12 protein-coding genes and 1 pseudogene are annotated in these 16,165 nt (G+C 70.3%); 7 read left to right on the top strand and 6 right to left on the bottom strand.

What is annotated here, in order from left to right:
* Nucleotides 1-51 precede the first annotated feature (51 nt).
* From RIC11_RS18665 to RIC11_RS18645, 5 genes and pseudogenes are all read left to right on the top strand, one after another.
* Entirely contained in the window at nucleotides 52-246 is a 195-nt protein-coding gene (locus RIC11_RS18665; protein ID WP_350213799.1) for a hypothetical protein, read from the top strand.
* 49 nt (nucleotides 247-295) lie between these two features.
* Nucleotides 296-607, top strand: a complete 312-nt coding sequence (locus RIC11_RS18660) for a hypothetical protein (RefSeq protein ID WP_350213797.1) — start codon at nucleotides 296-298, stop codon at nucleotides 605-607.
* Between the two features lie 90 nt (nucleotides 608-697).
* Nucleotides 698-1,854: pseudogene (locus RIC11_RS18655) on the top strand (SDR family NAD(P)-dependent oxidoreductase).
* A 16-nt stretch (nucleotides 1,855-1,870) separates the two neighbouring features.
* Nucleotides 1,871-2,650 (top strand): SRPBCC family protein, encoded by a 780-nt coding sequence (locus RIC11_RS18650; protein ID WP_350213795.1) that lies wholly within the window; start codon nucleotides 1,871-1,873, stop codon nucleotides 2,648-2,650.
* Nucleotides 2,651-2,699: 49 nt separating this feature from the next.
* A complete protein-coding gene (locus RIC11_RS18645; protein ID WP_350213793.1) occupies nucleotides 2,700-3,881 on the top strand; it encodes a zinc-dependent alcohol dehydrogenase in 1,182 nt (393 codons plus the stop codon).
* A 47-nt stretch (nucleotides 3,882-3,928) separates the two neighbouring features.
* Here RIC11_RS18645 and RIC11_RS18640 read toward each other — a convergent pair whose 3' ends face one another.
* The 4 genes from RIC11_RS18640 to RIC11_RS18625 all read right to left on the bottom strand — a co-directional run bounded on the left by RIC11_RS18640 (nucleotide 3,929) and on the right by RIC11_RS18625 (nucleotide 10,593).
* Complete coding sequence (locus RIC11_RS18640; RefSeq protein WP_350213792.1) at nucleotides 3,929-6,169, bottom strand: amylo-alpha-1,6-glucosidase; 2,241 nt, start codon at nucleotides 6,167-6,169, stop codon at nucleotides 3,929-3,931.
* Between the two features lie 73 nt (nucleotides 6,170-6,242).
* Nucleotides 6,243-7,427: a glycosyltransferase family 4 protein gene (locus RIC11_RS18635; protein WP_350213791.1), complete on the bottom strand. Its 1,185-nt coding sequence runs from the start codon at nucleotides 7,425-7,427 to the stop codon at nucleotides 6,243-6,245.
* A gap of 632 nt (nucleotides 7,428-8,059) precedes the next feature.
* Nucleotides 8,060-9,298 (bottom strand): pectate lyase family protein, encoded by a 1,239-nt coding sequence (locus tag RIC11_RS18630; RefSeq protein ID WP_350213789.1) that lies wholly within the window; start codon nucleotides 9,296-9,298, stop codon nucleotides 8,060-8,062.
* A complete protein-coding gene (locus RIC11_RS18625; RefSeq protein WP_350213787.1) occupies nucleotides 9,295-10,593 on the bottom strand; it encodes a pectinesterase family protein in 1,299 nt (432 codons plus the stop codon). The genes RIC11_RS18630 and RIC11_RS18625 overlap by 4 nt, the downstream gene beginning before the upstream one ends.
* Before the next feature lie 219 nt (nucleotides 10,594-10,812).
* Between RIC11_RS18625 and RIC11_RS18620 the strand changes: the two genes are divergently transcribed.
* Nucleotides 10,813-11,496 (top strand): protein-L-isoaspartate(D-aspartate) O-methyltransferase, encoded by a 684-nt coding sequence (locus RIC11_RS18620; protein ID WP_350213785.1) that lies wholly within the window; start codon nucleotides 10,813-10,815, stop codon nucleotides 11,494-11,496.
* 180 nt (nucleotides 11,497-11,676) lie between these two features.
* Here the strand turns inward: RIC11_RS18620 and RIC11_RS18615 are convergent, their stop codons facing one another.
* Together RIC11_RS18615 and RIC11_RS18610 are read right to left on the bottom strand one after the other, a co-directional pair.
* Nucleotides 11,677-12,516, bottom strand: coding sequence for a tetratricopeptide repeat protein (locus RIC11_RS18615; RefSeq protein ID WP_350213784.1), 840 nt, complete (start codon nucleotides 12,514-12,516; stop codon nucleotides 11,677-11,679).
* Entirely contained in the window at nucleotides 12,513-14,567 is a 2,055-nt protein-coding gene (locus RIC11_RS18610) for a metallophosphoesterase (protein WP_350213782.1), read from the bottom strand. The genes RIC11_RS18615 and RIC11_RS18610 overlap by 4 nt, the downstream gene beginning before the upstream one ends.
* Nucleotides 14,568-14,963: 396 nt before the next feature.
* On the opposite strand from RIC11_RS18610, the gene RIC11_RS18605 reads away from it, so the two are divergent.
* On the top strand, nucleotides 14,964-16,139 hold the full coding sequence (locus RIC11_RS18605; RefSeq protein WP_350213780.1) for a hypothetical protein: 1,176 nt from the start codon (nucleotides 14,964-14,966) through the stop codon (nucleotides 16,137-16,139).
* Nucleotides 16,140-16,165: the final 26 nt, after the last annotated feature.

Here is a 16,165-nt window from a genome sequence, read left to right as displayed (position 1 = left end):
TGATCCTCATCAAGCGCGCGGGCCAGCAGCGGCATGGGCGCGCGGTTTGCTTTGCCATCGTGCTACCCGCGGGCCAAGTGGAACCAGATCGTGCCGCGGGTCGGCGCGCGTTGGTACTTCACGGGCTGCCACGCGAGCGGCGTGTGCGAAGCGGACGCCGCCGGCGCGATCGCTTTCGACGTCAACGGTGTTCCCGACGCCGACGCCACCGGCGGCTACACGGTGACGCTCTGGAGTTGGAGCTGACCAACGACCGAGTGGACGACGTCCGATTACCCCGGCAAGGAGAAGCGTTATGGCGAGGCCTCGAGATCGAAGACCGCGAGCCTCGACGCGGCGCCCGGCGGCGGCCCTCGCCGCGTGGGTGCTGTCCGGCTGGGGATCGCCGCTGTTGGCCTGCCCTTACTGCGACTCGCGGATCGGCAAGCAAGTGGCCGCGGGCATCTTCAACGAGGCCTTCGGCTACAACCTGCTGCTGACCCTGGCGCCCGTCCCGCTGCTGGTTGGGACGATCGCCGTGCTCCACTTCGGCCCACCCGACGCGCGCCGCGCGGCGCGCCGGGTGCGCTCGCTCCTCGCTAACGCCAATCGGAGCCGACGCGGATGACAAACCCCACTCAGCGGGCGTCCGCCGCCGCATCGCCGCCGCCCGCTCCTTGGCACGCGGACAGCTAGCGGCCCGTCGCCGCTGCGCGGAATGCGCACGGTATGTGCAGCGTGGCGACCCTCACCCGGCCTCCGGGCCGGCCGTGTCCGACCGCCAGCCACCGCACACCCCCCGATACCGATGCGGAATCCTCGAATCGACCCGCGTCGAGCGGCCCTCGGCGCCCTGGCGGCAGGGGCCGGCGCGCTCGCGCTGCGGTACGCGGTCCGACGCGCGCGGCGGTTCGACTTCCAGGGTGGTCGCGTCCTCATCACCGGAGGGTCACGTGGACTGGGGCTGCTCATGGCCCGCCGGCTGGTCGCCGACGGCGCGCTGGTGGCCATCTGCGCTCCCGACGCCGGCGAGGTCCGACGGGCCGAGCGCGAGCTGAGACGACGCGGCGGGACCGTGCTCGGGTTGACGTGCGACATCCGCGACGCTGACCAACTCGCCGCGACAATCGAGGCCGTGCGGGCCGCCTGGGGCGGGATCGACGTGCTCGTCAACAACGCGGCGTCATGCAGGTGGGGCCCAGCGAAGAGATGACCCAGGACGACTTCCGCGAAGCCATGCGCGTCCACTTCTGGGCCCCGCTGCGGGCGACGCTCGCCGTCGCGCCGGAGATGCGCCGCCGCGGGCGGGGGCGGATCGTCAACATCGCTTCGGTCGGCGGGCTGGTGAGCGTGCCGCACATGCTGCCGTACTGCGCGAGCAAGTTCGCCCTGGTTGGCCTGTCGGAGGGCTGGCGAGTGGCGCTGCAGAAGGACGGCGTGTACGTGACGACCGTTTGCCCCGGGGTGATGCGGACCGGCGGCCACGTGAACGCGAACTTCAAGGGGCGGCACGAGCAAGAGTTCGCGTGGTTCGGCGTCGCCGCGTCGGCGCCGGGCTTCGCGGTGCACGCCGGCCGCGCCGCCGACCAGATCCTCCGAGCCGCGCGCGACGGGCGGGCGCTCGTGATCCCGGCCTGGCCGGCGAAACTGCTCGCGACGCTCCACGCCCTCGCGCCGGCGTTGACCGCCGAGGGCCTTGCGCTCGTCGACCGCGCGTTGCCCCGGCCGGGCGGCATCGGCGGGCGCCAAGCCAGCGGCGGCGAGAGCCGGCCGGCGTGGCTGCCCCCTTGGCTCACCCGGATGGGCGACCGGGCGGCCGCACGAAACAAGGAACTACCCCCTGCCGGCGCCCCAGGCGGCCCCGGCGCCCTGTAAGACGAGGAACGAACAGATGAGCACCGCCACTCCCAATATTCCGACACACAGCGTTTCGTCGCACCACGACGCCCTCCACCCCGCGGAGCCCGCGGAGGAAGGGCGGCCCCGCAACATAAGCCGGCGCGAGCAGCAACTCTCCAAGTGGGGCGGCGCCGCGCTGTTGCTCGCCGGGCTCACCAGGGGTCGAGCGAGCGGCTTGGTGATGAGCCTCGCCGGCGGCAGCCTCTTGTACCGCGGCTGGACCGGCCACTGCCACGCGTACGGCGCGCTGGGCATCAACACCGCGGGGCACAACGACGCGACCGCCGTCCCCGCGCAGCAAGGGGTGCGCGTCGACGAGTCGGTCACCATCAACCGCGGCGCCGGTGAGCTGTACGAGCGGTGGAGCGACCTCGAGAGCCTGCCCGCGGTGATGCGTCACCTGAAGAGCGTCGAGGTGCTCGACGAGCAGCGTTCGCGGTGGGTCGCCGAGGGTCCGCTGGGGCAGAGCGTCGACTGGGAAGCGGAGGTCATCAACCAACGCGAGCCGGACATGATCTCTTGGCGGTCGCTGCCCGGCAGCCGAGTCGACACCGCCGGCAGCGTGCGCTTCACCCCGCTCGGCCACGACCGCGGGACCGTCGTCCGGGTGGAGATGAAATACAACCCGCCGGGCGGCCGGGTGGGGGCCGGCATCGCGTGGATGTTCGGCGCCGGCTTGGAGAAGCAACTCCGCGAAGACCTCGCTCGCTTCAAGAGCGTTATGGAAGCCGGCGTGGCGCCGACCACCGCCGGCCAACCCCGCGGCGCCTGACCCCTCTGAAACACTCCACTGAACACCCAACCGGCACGGAGAACACCCCATGAAGGCCATCTGCTGGCGCGGCAAGCACGACGTGCGCGTCGAGGACACGCCCGACCCGAAGATCCTGAACCCGCGCGACGCGGTGATCCGCGTCACGTCGACCGCGATCTGCGGCAGCGACCTGCACTTGTACAACGGGATGATCCCGACCATGAAGTCGGGCGACATCCTGGGGCACGAGTTCATGGGCGAGGTCGTCGAGCTCGGCGACGAGGTGCACAACCTGTCGGTGGGCGACCGGGTCGTGGCGCCCTTCACCATCGCGTGCGGCGCGTGCTTCTTCTGCCAACGCGACCTGTGGTCGCTGTGCGACAACTCGAACCCCAACGCCCACATCGCCAAGAAGCTGTACGGGCACTCCGCGTCGGGCCTGTTCGGCTACTCTCATATGCTCGGCGGGTACGCGGGCGGGCAGGCGGAGTACGTGCGTATCCCCTACGCCGACGTCGGCCCGTGCAAGGTCCCCGACCACCTGTCCGACGAGCAGGTGCTGGTCCTTTCGGACATCCTCCCCACCGGGTACATGGCCGCGGAGAACTGCCAGATCGAGCCCGGCGACACGGTGGCCGTGTGGGGCTGCGGGCCGGTTGGGCAGTTCGCTATCCAGAGCGCGCGGTGGCTCGGCGCCGAGCGCGTGATCGCGATCGACCAGGTGCCCGAGCGGCTCGAGATGGCCCGCCGGCACACCGGCGCCGAGACGATCAACTTCGCCGAGGCCGACGTGGCCTCGGAGCTCGACGCGATGACCGGCGGCATGGGCCCGGACCGCTGCATCGACGCGGTCGGCCTGGAATCGCACGGGGAGTCGATCGACGCGATCTACGACCGCGTCAAGCAGTCGGTCTTCCTCGCGACCGACCGCATCCACGCGCTCCGGCAAGCGATCTACGCGTGCCGCAAGGGGGGCACGGTGTCGATGCCGGGCGTGTACGGCGGCTTCCTGGACAAGGTCCCGCTCGGCGCCGCGTTCAGCAAAGGGCTCAAGTTCGCGATGGGCCAGACCCACGTGCACCGCTACATGCAGCCGCTGCTCGAGCGGATCACCGGCGACGGCAACGGCGGCGGCTTCGACCCCACGTTCCTGATCACCCACCGCGTGCCGCTACGCGACGCGCCCGACGCGTACCGGATGTTCAACGAGCAGAAGGGGGAGTGCATCAAGGTCGTGCTGCAGCCCTGAGCCGCTTCAGCCTTGAGCCGCTTCACAGCCGGGCGCCCAGGCGCTGGTCAGTTGATGACGACGACTTCGACGTCGCCCTCTTTGCGTTCGACGTACAAGCCGACGTCGCGCGGGTGGCGGTGGACCACGAGGTCGACCGCCCCGCTGCCGACCCGCAGGCCGCGGATCGACAGCCGCTGCAGGTAGTTGGGCAACATCGGGCGCTCGAGGCTGACGCGGTTGTTCGGCGCGTCGAACTTCAGGCCCAGCAGCGCCTGCAGCAGCACGAAGCCGGCGCCCGCCGCCCAGGCTTGGGGGCTGCACGCGACGGGCCAGAGGGTGGGCCCGTGGCCGGGCAGGCGTTCGAAGCCGCAGAACAACTCGGGCAGGCGGTGCAGCGGCTCGACGAGGGCGGCCTCGTACAGCCCGTTGAGCACCCGCAGCGCCGCGTCGCGGAAGCCGTACCGCGCCAGCCCCGCGCCGCCGATGGCCGTGTCGTGCGGCCAGATGGTGCCGTTGTGGTACGACATCGGGTTGTAGTTGGCCTCGCCCTTGGCGATGGTGCGGATTCCCCAGCCGCTGAAGCCCGCCTCGCTCATCAGCGTGCGCGCGGTGGCCGGCGCGTAGGCCTCGTCGGCGATGCCGCAGAACAGCAGGTGGCCGGAGTTGGAGCTGCGGACCTCGCACGGCTGCTTGTCGCCGTCTAGCGCCAGGGCGAACGTCTGGATCGGCGACGACCAGAAGCGCTCGTTGAACCGCTGCTTCAACCCGCGGGCCTCCTCCCGCAGTCGCGTCGCCAGCCGCTCTTCGCCGAGCGCCACGGCCAGCTCGGCGGCGTCGTTCTTCGCTTGGTAGACGTAGGCCTGGACCTCGCTGACGGCGATCGGTCCCGTGGCCGGGCGGCCGTCGCTGTGGAAAACCGAGTCGTGCGAGTCCTTCCAGCACTGGTGGATCAGCCCCCGTTCGTTGTGGGACTGGTACTCGACGAAGCCGTCGCCGTCGGAGTCGCCGTGCTGGTCGATCCAGTTCAGGGCGCGCTGGATGTTCGTCCAGATGCTGCGGATGAAGTTGAGGTCGCCCGTGCGGCGGTAGTAGGCGCCGCTGAGCATCACGAACAGCGGCGTCGAGTCGACCGTGCCGTAGTACAGGCGGAAGGGCACCTCGCCGGTCGCGGCCATCTCGCCGTCGCGGACCTCGTGGAGGATCTTGCCCGGCTCGGCCTCGGTTTCCGGGTCGACCGAGTTGGCCTGGTGAGCCGCCAAGAACTCGAGCGTCCCCCGCGCGAGCTGGGGCCACACCCACAGGGTCTCCAGCGCGGTGATCAGCGCGTCGCGTCCGAAGGGGGTCGAGAACCACGGCACGCCGGCGTAGGGGTACAGGCCGTAGGGGGTCTCGGTGGTGAGCATCCGGAGGTCGGCGAGGGAGCGCGAGAGCCACTCGTTGAACCGCTCGTTCGGCGTGGCGATCTCCGCGGTGCGGAAGTCGCCGTCGGCCGGGCCCGCGGGATCGCGGGAGGGCTCCGCGAGCCCGATCCCCCCCACCGACCCGCCGTCGTTGGCGACGTTCTCGAACCGGCTCTTCACCTCCACCACCTGCGACGCGCCGGGCGGCAGGTCGACCCGCAGCCGGAAGTGCTCCTTGTCGTGCGAGCTCAGGTCGCACTGGCCGCCGAGCCGCAACACGGTCTGCCGGCGGCGGTCGTCGACGCCCGCGTACGGCAGGGCCACCGAGTGGTCGGCCACGACGGGGTCCAGGAGCTCCCCGCGCCGCTTGCGCGGCGCCCCGCGCACCTCGAAGATGTCGACGAAGTCCGCGGCGAAGCGGTACTCCAGCGGCAGCGAGATCTCTCGGTTGGTGTAGTTCGTCAGCTTGAGCTCTTCGCGGAACCCGGCGTGCTCCAGCCGCAGCGTGCGGAAGATGTGCAGCGCCCCGTGCGGGATCACAAAGCCGTCGCCGAGCGGGAGGTCGGCCGTGGTCATCTGCACGACCAGGTGGCTGTTCTCCTGATCCATCGTGGTGTTGAGCAGCATCGGCCGCGAGCCGCCGACGAACAGCTCCCAGCGCGACAGGTGCCGCGTGCCGCGGTGGTAGACCCCGTGCTCGCTGATGCCCGTGACGCCGATCTCGCCGAGCTTGTCGACAACGGCGAACGTGTCGCCGCGCTTGAGCACCTCGCCGCCGGAGCTCGTGCGCTGGGAACCGACGGCGATGTAGAGCTGGTCCTTGAAGCGGATGATCTCGTCCGCCTCGGACTGGTCCCGTCCGGCCGCGCCGTTGCTCTGCGTCGCTTTGGGGAGCTTGACATCCATTAATTAAGAATCCTTCGGCGGCCGGGCCGCCCGAGTACTCCTGTCGCCGCGCACGCTCGCCGGGGGGACCACGCTAGCGGGCGGGGCGCAGGCTCACTGGCGCGCCGGGCAGGCCCGCGCCGGCGGCGCCGTTGGTCGAGGGCGGGATCCGCGACATCGCCGCGGCGACCGGCTGCGCGTCGAGCGCGGGGACCTCGGGGATGGCCCAGCGCCGGCCCGGAGCGCCGATCGAGCCGCTGGAGACCAGCGAGCGGTACGCGTCCTCGTAGCCGTCGACCATCCGGGCCACCGAGAAGTTGCGCTCGCAGTGCCGGCGGCACTCGGCGCGGTCGATCGAGTCGAGCCTGCCCACCGCGTCGACCGCCGCGTCGACCGAGTCGACGATGAAGCCCGTGACGCCGTCTCGGATCACCTCCGGGACCGAGCCGCGGTTAAACGCGATCACCGGCGTGCCGCACGCCATGGCTTCGACCATGACGAGGCCAAACGGCTCGGGCCAGTTGATGGGCATCAGCAGCGCCTTGGCGCCGCCGAGGAAGTCGCTCTTTTCCTTGTCGCCGACTTCTCCGATGTATTCGACCAGCGGGTCTTCCAGCAGCGGCTGGATGCGATCCGCGAAGTACTGGGTGTCGACGCTGTCGACCTTCGCGGCCATCCGGATCGGCACGCCGGTCCGCTGGGCGATCCGGATCGCCTCCTCAGGGCCTTTCTCGGGGGTGAACCGGCCGAGGAATGCGAAGTACTCGCCCGGTTCCGCGCGGAACCCGTACCGCTCGACGGGGATCCCGTTGTAGACCGTCCGCAACCAGTTCGCGGTGCGTAGCGGACGGCGCTGCGAGTCGGAGATCGACACGACCGGCGCCTCTCGGAACACGCCGAACAGCTCCGCGGCGCCAGGCACGTCGAGCCTCCCGTGGAGGGTGGTCAGCATCGGCACGCTCATCAGCCTCCCCAACGGGTACTGCAACACGTCCGTGTGGTAGTGGATCACGTCGAACTCCTGCGCGAGCCGCACCACCTCGGCCAGCTGCATCACGTGGCACATCACCGCGTCGGGCCGCTGGTCCCACTGCCTGAGCGACTTCTCGACCACCGCGACGTGGCGGGCGGAGGTCTGCGAGTCGCCTGCGGCGAACAGCGTCACCCGGTGGCCGCGCCCGACGAGCTCTTCGGTCAGGTAAGACACGATCCGCTCGATCCCGCCATAGGTCTTCGGCGGGACGCTCTCCGTAAGCGGTGCGACTTGGGCTACGTTCATCGAGGAGTCCTTCGTTATGTGTTTCGCTCGTCCCGCCGCGCTGCGCCGAGGGCGAGCGGCGGACTTGCGTTGTCTTGAATCGAGTTCAGAAGCCAGAAGCCATCCTCGCCTGATCGCATCGGTCTCGGCGGGCGGCGCCCGCCGATGGCTCCAACGCGGCGAACCCCCATAAGGCCGACAAGAAGCGGCCTGGCGTTCGCCAACAGCGGAGCAAACCCTATACCATCCGGTCTTCGGAATACCCCCGCGCCGTGTGGCGAAGCACTTGAGGAGCCGCGTGCTCAGCTCCTAAAACACCGCCGCGACGCAGCAGCCGACCGGCCCGTCGCGCAAAACCGGCCCGTCGCGCGAAACCGGTGCGGGATCCGTCGCGGCGTCCGCGCGCGGGAAGCGGCGCGCAAAGCGGCCGGGCGTGGGCCCGACCGTTGGCGGCGGGACGGTCAGTCACCGCGCCGCGCTGATCGCTGAGAAGTCTTTTATCCGCTGTGCGTTGACACAAAAGGCTGGTCGCCGCGCGGGCGCCTGCTAGCGTCGCCCGGTGCGTGCGAGTCGGCCGGCCTTCGGCCTGCGGGCCCGGGTGGCGGATAGCACTAACCCCCGCCGCCACGCGGTTACCGGCCGCGGTGCGCCAATTACGTCCCGGAGCCCGTGCGGCGCGGGATCAACATCGCCCAAGAGCCTAGCAGCAGCGAGACAACCGCCGCCGGCTCGGGGACCGCCGCCGCCAGCGACGGCGCGGCGCTCCCGTAGTTGGCCGCCCAGGTGGCGTGCTGAGCCGGTCCGATTGGGCCGGTGTTCGGGTCGTTGGGTAGGGCGCCGGCCGGGTCGCCAAAGCGGTCGCGCCACACGGTGAAATCGGCGGCGTCGACCACGCCGTCCTGGTTGTAGTCGCCATCGAGCGGGTACACGCCGATCCACGCCTGCGGCCCAGAGTTGGCCCTGATCAGGTCGCGAAGTTCCGCCGTGTCGTCGAGCGTGTAGCTGTAGAAGTCGCCCGGCGTGAACGCGTCGCCCCGCGGCGTGGACGCGCCGGGCGAGTTGATCAGCACATCGCCGCTCACGCGCAGCTCGGCGTCGCCGCTGATGTTGTACGGCTTGTTCACGTTCTCGAACACGTTGTTCTCCGAGACGACGACCGCGTCGTTCCGGGGGTTGAGGCCGTAGCTGCTGATGTCTTCCAAGAAGTTGTTGTAGAAGTGGCCGACGACGTTGTCGTAGGAAGGGTTGCGTTGGTTGGTGTTGCGGATCCACGTGTGGTGGATCGTCACGTGCTGGTCCGACTCGTCGGTCCAGCCGACGCCCAGCGCCTTGTTGTGGTCGCTGAGGATGCTGTTGGAGATGGTCACGTAATCGAGGCCGCCGCCGCGCAGGTCGATGAGGCCGTCGCCCATGCGGGTCACGTGCACGTGGTCGATCCAGATGTGGTGGCTGTCGTCGACCTGGATGCCGTCGTAGTCTTGGGTCTTGCCGTCCCAGTCGCCCTCGACGTAGCTGTCGCGGATCGTGAGGTTGCGGATGATGACGTTCGACTGGTTGTCGATGTTCAGCCCGCCGTAGACGATCTCGGCGTCGGCGCCGAGGCCGAGGATCGTCTTGTTCGAACCGACCGACAGCTCTTCGCCGAAATTGTCGATGAGGATGCTACCCCGCACGGCGATCGTCCGCGGGCTGTCGCCCCGCAGGTAGAACTCGAGCTCGTCCTGGTTGTCGACCACAACCACCGGCCCCCCGGCGCCCCCGGTCGTGCTGCTGAGGCCCAGCGCCGCAACCGACGCGAAGCCCGTCGCGTGGTGCGAAGCGCCGGCCGACGCGGCCAAGCCGCACGCGGCCAGGCCGCACGCCAAGCGGGGGAGGGATCTCGTGACGCTCATCGGCCTCTCTCGTTGACGGATAGGAGCAAGCAACTCTTTGCTACGCAGCGCCGGCGCGAGCGGCACAGCGACGCCGTGAGGCAGCAGACGGCCCCGGCAGCCGCCGCCGGCTCGGGCGCCGCTGCGGTCGCGGCGCCGCCCGCCAGCCGGCGGCCGAAGTAGTGCGTCCAAACCGCGTAGTCCTCCGCGTCGGCGACGCCCGGCGTGGCCGCTTCGTTCGTGAGCGTGGCGCCCGCGTCGGCCGCGTCGGCCGCGTCGCGCCACACCGTGTAGTCGGCCGCGTCGACGGCGCCGTCGGCGTTGTAGTCACCGGGCAGAGCGGGGATAGCAAACGCGACGGGGCTCCAACCGTCGGCCCCGCCGAGCCAATTCTCCTTGCTGTAGGCCTCCGCCTCGGCGGCCGTGAGCTGGTGCGACCAAGCGACCCGCCCCGACAAGTCGAGCGGCTCGCCCCCTAGGTCCGTGCTGTTGTGCTCCGCGTAGTACGCGGTCAGGTGGTTGTTGTTGCCCGACCACGCGGACCACCCGGCCCGGTTGACGACCGCGCCCAGCTTCGAATCGATGAACACGGTCCGCGAGTACTTCTGCCACGGCCGCCCCAGGTACACGCTGCCCGGGTTCGCCGAGCCGGTGACGGCGGTGTTCTTGAACACGTAGCCGTCTGTGTCGCCGGAGGACTCTCTCGCCTGCGCGGTCACGTACCCGGCCGATTTGGCGAAGAGCGTCGAGTCTTCGAAGTAGGCCGTGCCGCGTCCGTACACGAAGTCGACGCTCCCTTCGACGTACACGTTGTGGAAGTAATGGCGGCCGTGCTCCGACCGCAGCGTGTCCTGCCAACCCAAGAAGCGGCAGTTGTTGAACACCAGCCGGTCCGCCTTGGCGTACATCGCCAGCGCCTGAACACCCGGCCCGTGCGAGTTCTCGAAGGTGAGGTTCTCGGCGACGAAGTCGGCGCCGCGGACGACCGCCGTGGCGTGGACCGACGACTCGTTCGGCGGGGTGTTGGCGGTCTCGTAGAACGTGATCTTGGTCGTCAGGGGGTCCTGGCCGCGCAGCGTGATCTTCGGTTTGTCCGACGGCACGATGACCCGCGCCGTGTACACGCCCGGCAGGATGTCGATCACGTACCGCTCGGCGCCGCCGGTTGGGACCGCGTCGACGGCGGACTGGATCGTCTGGTGCTGGGCGCCCTGGTCGAGGGGCCCCACGGTCAGGTGCACCTCCGCGCGAAGGCCTCCCGTCGCGGCGACCGACAAGGCAAGCGCATAGCAGGCGAGGACTCGTGGAAGGCGCATAGCGTTCGCAATCGGGGGTCGGCCAACAAGCGGCCCTGCCCGCGTGGCGGCAGGAACCACCCAGTATGACCGCCGCCCACGCCCCGAGCCCGCAACGGGCCGCCCTGTTTTCCGTCAGGCCCTCGCGCGGCTGCTTTAGCCGACCGCCCGCCGGCATGGGGGATGCGTAGGATTGCGAGAGACACGCAAAACAAGCGAACCCCGGCGGGGAGGTAACGGATGGGCGCTCTCGATTTCCAGCAGCAACGCCACCGGCTCGTGGAGCGCGAGCTGCGCGGCCTCGGCATCCACGACGAGGCGGTCCTCCACGCGATGCGGGCCGTGCCCCGAGAAGAGTTCGTGCCCGAAGCGATGCGCGAGTTCGCCTACCGCAACGCGCCGCTGCCGATCGGCGCGGGGCAGACGATCTCGCAGCCGCTGGTCGTCGCGTACATGGTCGAGGCCCTCGGGCTGTCGCCAGACGACCGCGTGCTCGAGATCGGCGGCGGCTCGGGCTACGCGGCCGCGGTGCTGTCGCGCGTCGCGCGCGAGGTTTACACGGTGGAGCGGCGCCGCGAGCTGGCCGACGAGGCGCGGCAGCGCCTTGCGCGGCTGGGGTACGACAACGTCCACGTGCGGCGCGGCGACGGCGCCGGCGGTTGGCCCGACGCGGCGCCGTTCGACGCGATCGTCGTCGCGGCCGGCGCCCCCGGCGTGCCCCCCGCGTTGCTCGATCAACTCGCCGAAGGGGGCCGCCTGGTTATCCCCGTGGGCGAGACCAAGGAGTCCCAGCGGCTGCTGCGCGTCGTCCGCCGAAGCGCGGGCAGTGGCGACGAACACTTCCAGTACGAAGAGCTGTCGTCGGTCCGCTTCGTCCCGCTCGTGGGTGAGGCCGGCTGGCCGCCAGTCGGCGACTCCCAGTAGGGAGCATCGTCACCGCGCTAGTCCGCCGCCGGCCGAACGCATCGCGACTCTCCAGCCCAACAATAGCAGAGGGCCTCCGCCGGACGCAGACGAATCGGCTGCGGCTCGTCGGGCCTCAACGCGTCAGCCACTCTGCCGCGGCGCCGCGGACTCCTGGCGGCTCGTCATTCGCCGCTCGAGCTAGCGAGCGGTGGGTGGCTGCTCGTCCAACCGAGCAACGACCCCCTGCGCCGCGGTCAACTGGCCTTCCAGCGCCGTGTTGCCGCCCGACACCGACACTCGCCGGCGCAGTTCCTCGACCGCCTCGGCGGCGCTCTGGCGGGCCCGCTCCGGCTGGCCGATGGCGTGCTGGGCCTCGGCGAGGAGCAGCAACCACGAGGAGCGATGCCGGCTCTGCTGCAGCTTGCGCTCGATCTCGGGCAGGACCCGCTCGGCTTGGCCCGCGCGGATCGACGCGGCGATCCACGCGCGTCGGAGCACTACGCTGCCGTTCTCTTCCAGCGCCGCGCCGAGCGCGCGGAGCTCCGCGGCGGGGCCCGCCAAGCGGCCGGCGGCGCTCGCGTGGGCGAGGAGCCAGTCGACTTCGGGACGCTCGGCGCTGATCGCCCGCTCCCACGCCGCGAGCGCGGCGTCGTCGTCGCCGACCCGCTCACAAGCGGCCGCTCGCAGCGCATAGACAGCGCCCACGCCGGGGACGTCGCCAACCGCAGCGAGCGCCGCGTCGGCCGCCGCGAGGGCCCCGGCGTGCTCGCCCGCTTCCAGCAACGCGCGGCACAAGCCCAGGTGGGCCGTCGTGGCGGCTGGGTCTAGCTGGATCGCACGGCGGTAGTCGGCGGCCGCCTCCGCGTAACGCGCCAACGCGGACAACTCGTCGCCGCGCCGCGTGAGGTCGCGGGCCGTGGCGGGCATCGTAGACACACGCTCGTCGATCGCCCGGATGACCGTCTCCGGGTCGTGGTGAGCGAAGGCCCACAGCGGCGCCGCCGCGGCCACCAAACAAAGGCAGGCGGCTCGCGTCATCTGGCGCGCTCCACGACCATGCCGCCGAAGCGGATCGACGCGCCCTCGGCCATCGCGATCCCCACCCGGCCCGGCGGCAGCGGCTCGGGCAACGCGGCGGTGTACTCGATCGAGTCGTTGATCTGCACCTCGAGCAGCCCCTCGCCCGGCTCGAGCTCGATCTTGATCGGCTGGCCGAAGTCGACGTCGATCTCCCGCTGCGAGACGACGCGCACCTCGCCGTCGACGACGTTGACCACGAGCGCCTGCGAAGCGGACGGGTCGATCAGCACGGCCCACAGCCGGTCCTCGCTCTCGCAAGCGAAAGCCAGCCCCGCCACTGCGTCGGCGTCGGCGTCGAACTCGAGGAAGCCCTCCACCTCGCTGACCGGGCCCTCGAAGTCGTCGTAGACCAGCAGCGTCGGCCGGTCGCCCGCGGTGACCACGAGCTGGCGCACGGTCGGCATGCCGTCGCGCTTCTCTACGAGCAGGCGTTCTGTGCCGCCGGCCAGCACGGTCCATCCGGCCGGCGCGCGGCCGAGGTCGCTCGTCGAGAAGGCGATGCGTTGCTCGGTGATCAGCGACGGGTCGTGCTCGGGGAGCCACGGGTCGGCGATCGGCGTGTGCTCGACCCTGCCACGCTTGACGAGTTGGAAGTGGTCGCGCCGCGCGCCGTGCTGGTCGATCATCACGCCGTCGAGCGTGTCGCCGGCCAGGTCGAGGATCACCGACCCGTTCTCGAGGATGATCTCGCGCATGATCGGCATGGTCCCCTTGCGGCTCGTGCCGGCGCCGCCGTGACCGGCCACGATGGCGACCGTGCCGTTGTGCGGCTCGAGGCCGGCGCTCTTGCGGTAGGGGCCGTCGCCGTCGGGGCGGCCGTCGCCGTCGTCGAGCACGACCCCCTCGCCGACCGTCGGCGTGGCGTACGCGCCGTCGATCAGCATGCTCCGCTCGTAGATGTGCGAGTGGCCCGACAGCACGAGGTCGACCCCGCCCGCTTCGAGCAGCGGCATCAGGTGCTCGCGCATCTCGATCAGCTGGCGCTCGCGGTCGCTGTCGTGCGACCCCTTCGTGTACGGCGGGTGGTGCCAGAACGCGATCAGCCAATCGGCGTGGGTCATCTCGAGGTCCGCCTGCAGCCACCGGGCCATGGCGCCGCTGGCCGAGCGGTCGAGGTCGTGCGAGTCGAGGCACACGAAGTGAACCTTGCCGAGGTCGAACGAGTAGTAGGCCTCGGTCCCCGACGCGACGCCGCCGGCCTCGCCGCCCGTGGGCAGCACGTACGCGTCGTAGTACGGTCCGAACTGCGACACGCCGCGCGACGTGTGCCCCTCGTGGTTGCCCATCGTGGGCCAGCACACCGTGTTGCGGAGCGTGGGCTGGTACACGTCGAAGAAGAACCGCTGGAACTCCACGTCGGCGCCGTCGCCGTAGGCCATGTCGCCCACGTGGATAAACGCGTCGGGCGAGCGGCCGCTCGACGCGGCGAACGCCCGCATCGCTTCGAACACCCGATGCTGGTCGCGGCTGCCGTTGCCCGAGTCGCCCACGACCCACAGCCGCAGGTCCGCCGGCGTGCCGGCCGCGGGCGACGCGGCGAAGCGGTGCTCGGCGTCGGCCCCGGCCAGCACCCGGTCGCCGTCGCAGACCGCGTAGTAGCCGACCTCGCCGGGCGAGAGGCCGTCGATCCGGGCCTCGTATTGGTAGGTTCCCGCCGGGGTCGACGGATCGCGGTCGCCAACCCGGCGATCGGCGCTCCGCGCGTAAGGCTCGTCGTACAGAACCTTCTCGAGGGAGTACGGCTCGGGCGACTCGGCAGCCACGTCGGCCGACACCCGCACTGTTACCGAGCGCGTGGCCGCGTCGAGCTCGTCGGGCGCGGCGCCGTAGCGGACGACCGGGTCGATCGGCCCGTCGGTCCGCCAAACGACGGTGACCGACTCGGGCGTGGCGAGCTGCAGGTAGGGCCCGCGGGTTACCTCCGCGGCGGTGACGGGCGCTGCGGTGACGGGCGCTGCGCACAGGCTTGCAACGCAAGCCATCGCTGCTGTCGAGAGAGCCAATCGCATCCGAGAACTCCGGTGGCTGGGGACAGTTGGCCGAGCCCGCGAGTGTCGCGGCGATCGCGTAGCGCGTAAAGCGATCTAAACACAAAGCTAACAATGGAGCGCAACCGCGCCCCGCCCCCCGACAGGACGTAACGCAAAGCGCACGGCGCCCGACTTCTTCACATTTGATTCACACGAAGTTCATGAACGAATGGGCCTCTGTGAAGGGCCGATGAAGTGTTCGCGAAGGTTCGTTGATCGGGGTAGCAATCACTCCGGGCGTCGGTAGAACACCGCTGCGAACACACACCGGCGGCGCGGCTCGCTTCGTGGAGCCGTCTCGAGCGACGCCGCCCCTCCCCCCGCTGCATTGCCCACCTTCGCTAATGCTCCGTGTCATCCCCCGAGGAGTCTGCCGTGCTTAAGAGAACCCTGGTTGGATTGGCGCTCGTCGCGCCGGCTTCGCTCGCCCACGCCCAAGTCGCCGTCGAGTTCCGCGACGGCGTCACGATGCTGCCCGGCGGCGGCCTCTACGACGGAACGATCGACACCGAGTTCCGCGCCGCGAACCCCACCACCGAACAAGGCGAGAATCAAGAGATCTCTGTCGACGACTTCGACGGCGGCTTCCAGACGCAAGGCGCGATCCGCTTCGAGAACCTGCTGGTGAGCGATGGCGGCCTGGTCCCCGACGGCCTCAACCGCGACCAGATCCTCTTCGCCGAGTTCCGCCTCTGGAAGACCAGCCCGACCGCGTCCGACGCGATCATCAACTTCAACCGGATCGTCGGCCCGGACACCAGCACCGGCCAGTTCTGGCAGGAGGACGACACCTGGGCCTCGCTCGGCGGCGACCTGATCCCCGACCAGGGCGGCTTCCTCGACGGCGACCCGATCCTAGAGGACGGCATCGAAGCGGCCACCACGCCCGACTTCCAGGACGGCTTCCCGCTGGGCGACTTCACGCAGCCGCGTGACACGGGCATCTACGCGTCGAGCAACGACGGCGAGGACCTGATCTCGATCTTCACCGGCCAGCTCGCCGCCGACCCGAACAACCCCACCCCCGAAGAGCTCTCGGAGATCATCGACCGTTCGTTCTTCCGCTACGACGTGACCGACGCGGTCCGCGACTGGCTCGTCGACGGCGACCCCAACTACGGCTGGTCGATCAACAACAACACCGGCGACGGATGGGACATGGTCTCGTCTGACCTGGTCGGCGACGAGAACGGCGAGGTCGAACAGGGCGGCTTCCAGATCCAGGCGGTCAACCTGCGACCCTCGCTGACGATCATCTACTCGCAAGGGCCCCGCGGCGACCTCGACTTCGACGGCGATGTCGACCTCGACGACTACCAGGTGCTGCTCGACAACCTGGCGATCGAGCTGAACGGCCCGATCGCCACCGGCGCCACGGGCGACCTCGACTTCGACCGCGACGTCGACCTGGACGACTTCGCCCTGTTCAAGGGCTTCTACGAAGACGCCAACGGCGCCGGCGCCCTCGCGTCGGCCGTGGCGGCTCCCGAGCCCTCGGCGGCCCTGCTGGCCGTGGTGTGCGGCCTCTTTGGAGCGGTGCGGCGGCGCTGAGCCCCGCGCGGTCCGGCCCACGCGGA

Source organism: Botrimarina sp. (assembly GCF_040219535.1).
Classification (GTDB): Bacteria; Planctomycetota; Planctomycetia; order Pirellulales; family Lacipirellulaceae; genus Botrimarina.
This window is presented reverse-complemented; position numbering and strand designations above follow the sequence as displayed.

Bases quoted from the DNA above. Each gene is read 5' to 3' on its own strand.
- RIC11_RS18630 (WP_350213789.1), bottom strand. From the start codon at position 9,298: ATGAGCGTCACGAGATCCCTCCCCCGCTTGGCGTGCGGCCTGGCCGCG.
- RIC11_RS18635 (WP_350213791.1), bottom strand. From the start codon at position 7,427: ATGAACGTAGCCCAAGTCGCACCGCTTACGGAGAGCGTCCCGCCGAAG.
- RIC11_RS18645 (WP_350213793.1), top strand. From the start codon at position 2,700: ATGAAGGCCATCTGCTGGCGCGGCAAGCACGACGTGCGCGTCGAGGAC.
- RIC11_RS18620 (WP_350213785.1), top strand. From the start codon at position 10,813: ATGGGCGCTCTCGATTTCCAGCAGCAACGCCACCGGCTCGTGGAGCGC.
- RIC11_RS18660 (WP_350213797.1), top strand. From the start codon at position 296: ATGGCGAGGCCTCGAGATCGAAGACCGCGAGCCTCGACGCGGCGCCCG.
- RIC11_RS18625 (WP_350213787.1), bottom strand. From the start codon at position 10,593: ATGCGCCTTCCACGAGTCCTCGCCTGCTATGCGCTTGCCTTGTCGGTC.
- RIC11_RS18640 (WP_350213792.1), bottom strand. From the start codon at position 6,169: ATGGATGTCAAGCTCCCCAAAGCGACGCAGAGCAACGGCGCGGCCGGA.
- RIC11_RS18650 (WP_350213795.1), top strand. From the start codon at position 1,871: ATGAGCACCGCCACTCCCAATATTCCGACACACAGCGTTTCGTCGCAC.
- RIC11_RS18610 (WP_350213782.1), bottom strand. From the start codon at position 14,567: ATGCGATTGGCTCTCTCGACAGCAGCGATGGCTTGCGTTGCAAGCCTG.
- RIC11_RS18615 (WP_350213784.1), bottom strand. From the start codon at position 12,516: ATGACGCGAGCCGCCTGCCTTTGTTTGGTGGCCGCGGCGGCGCCGCTG.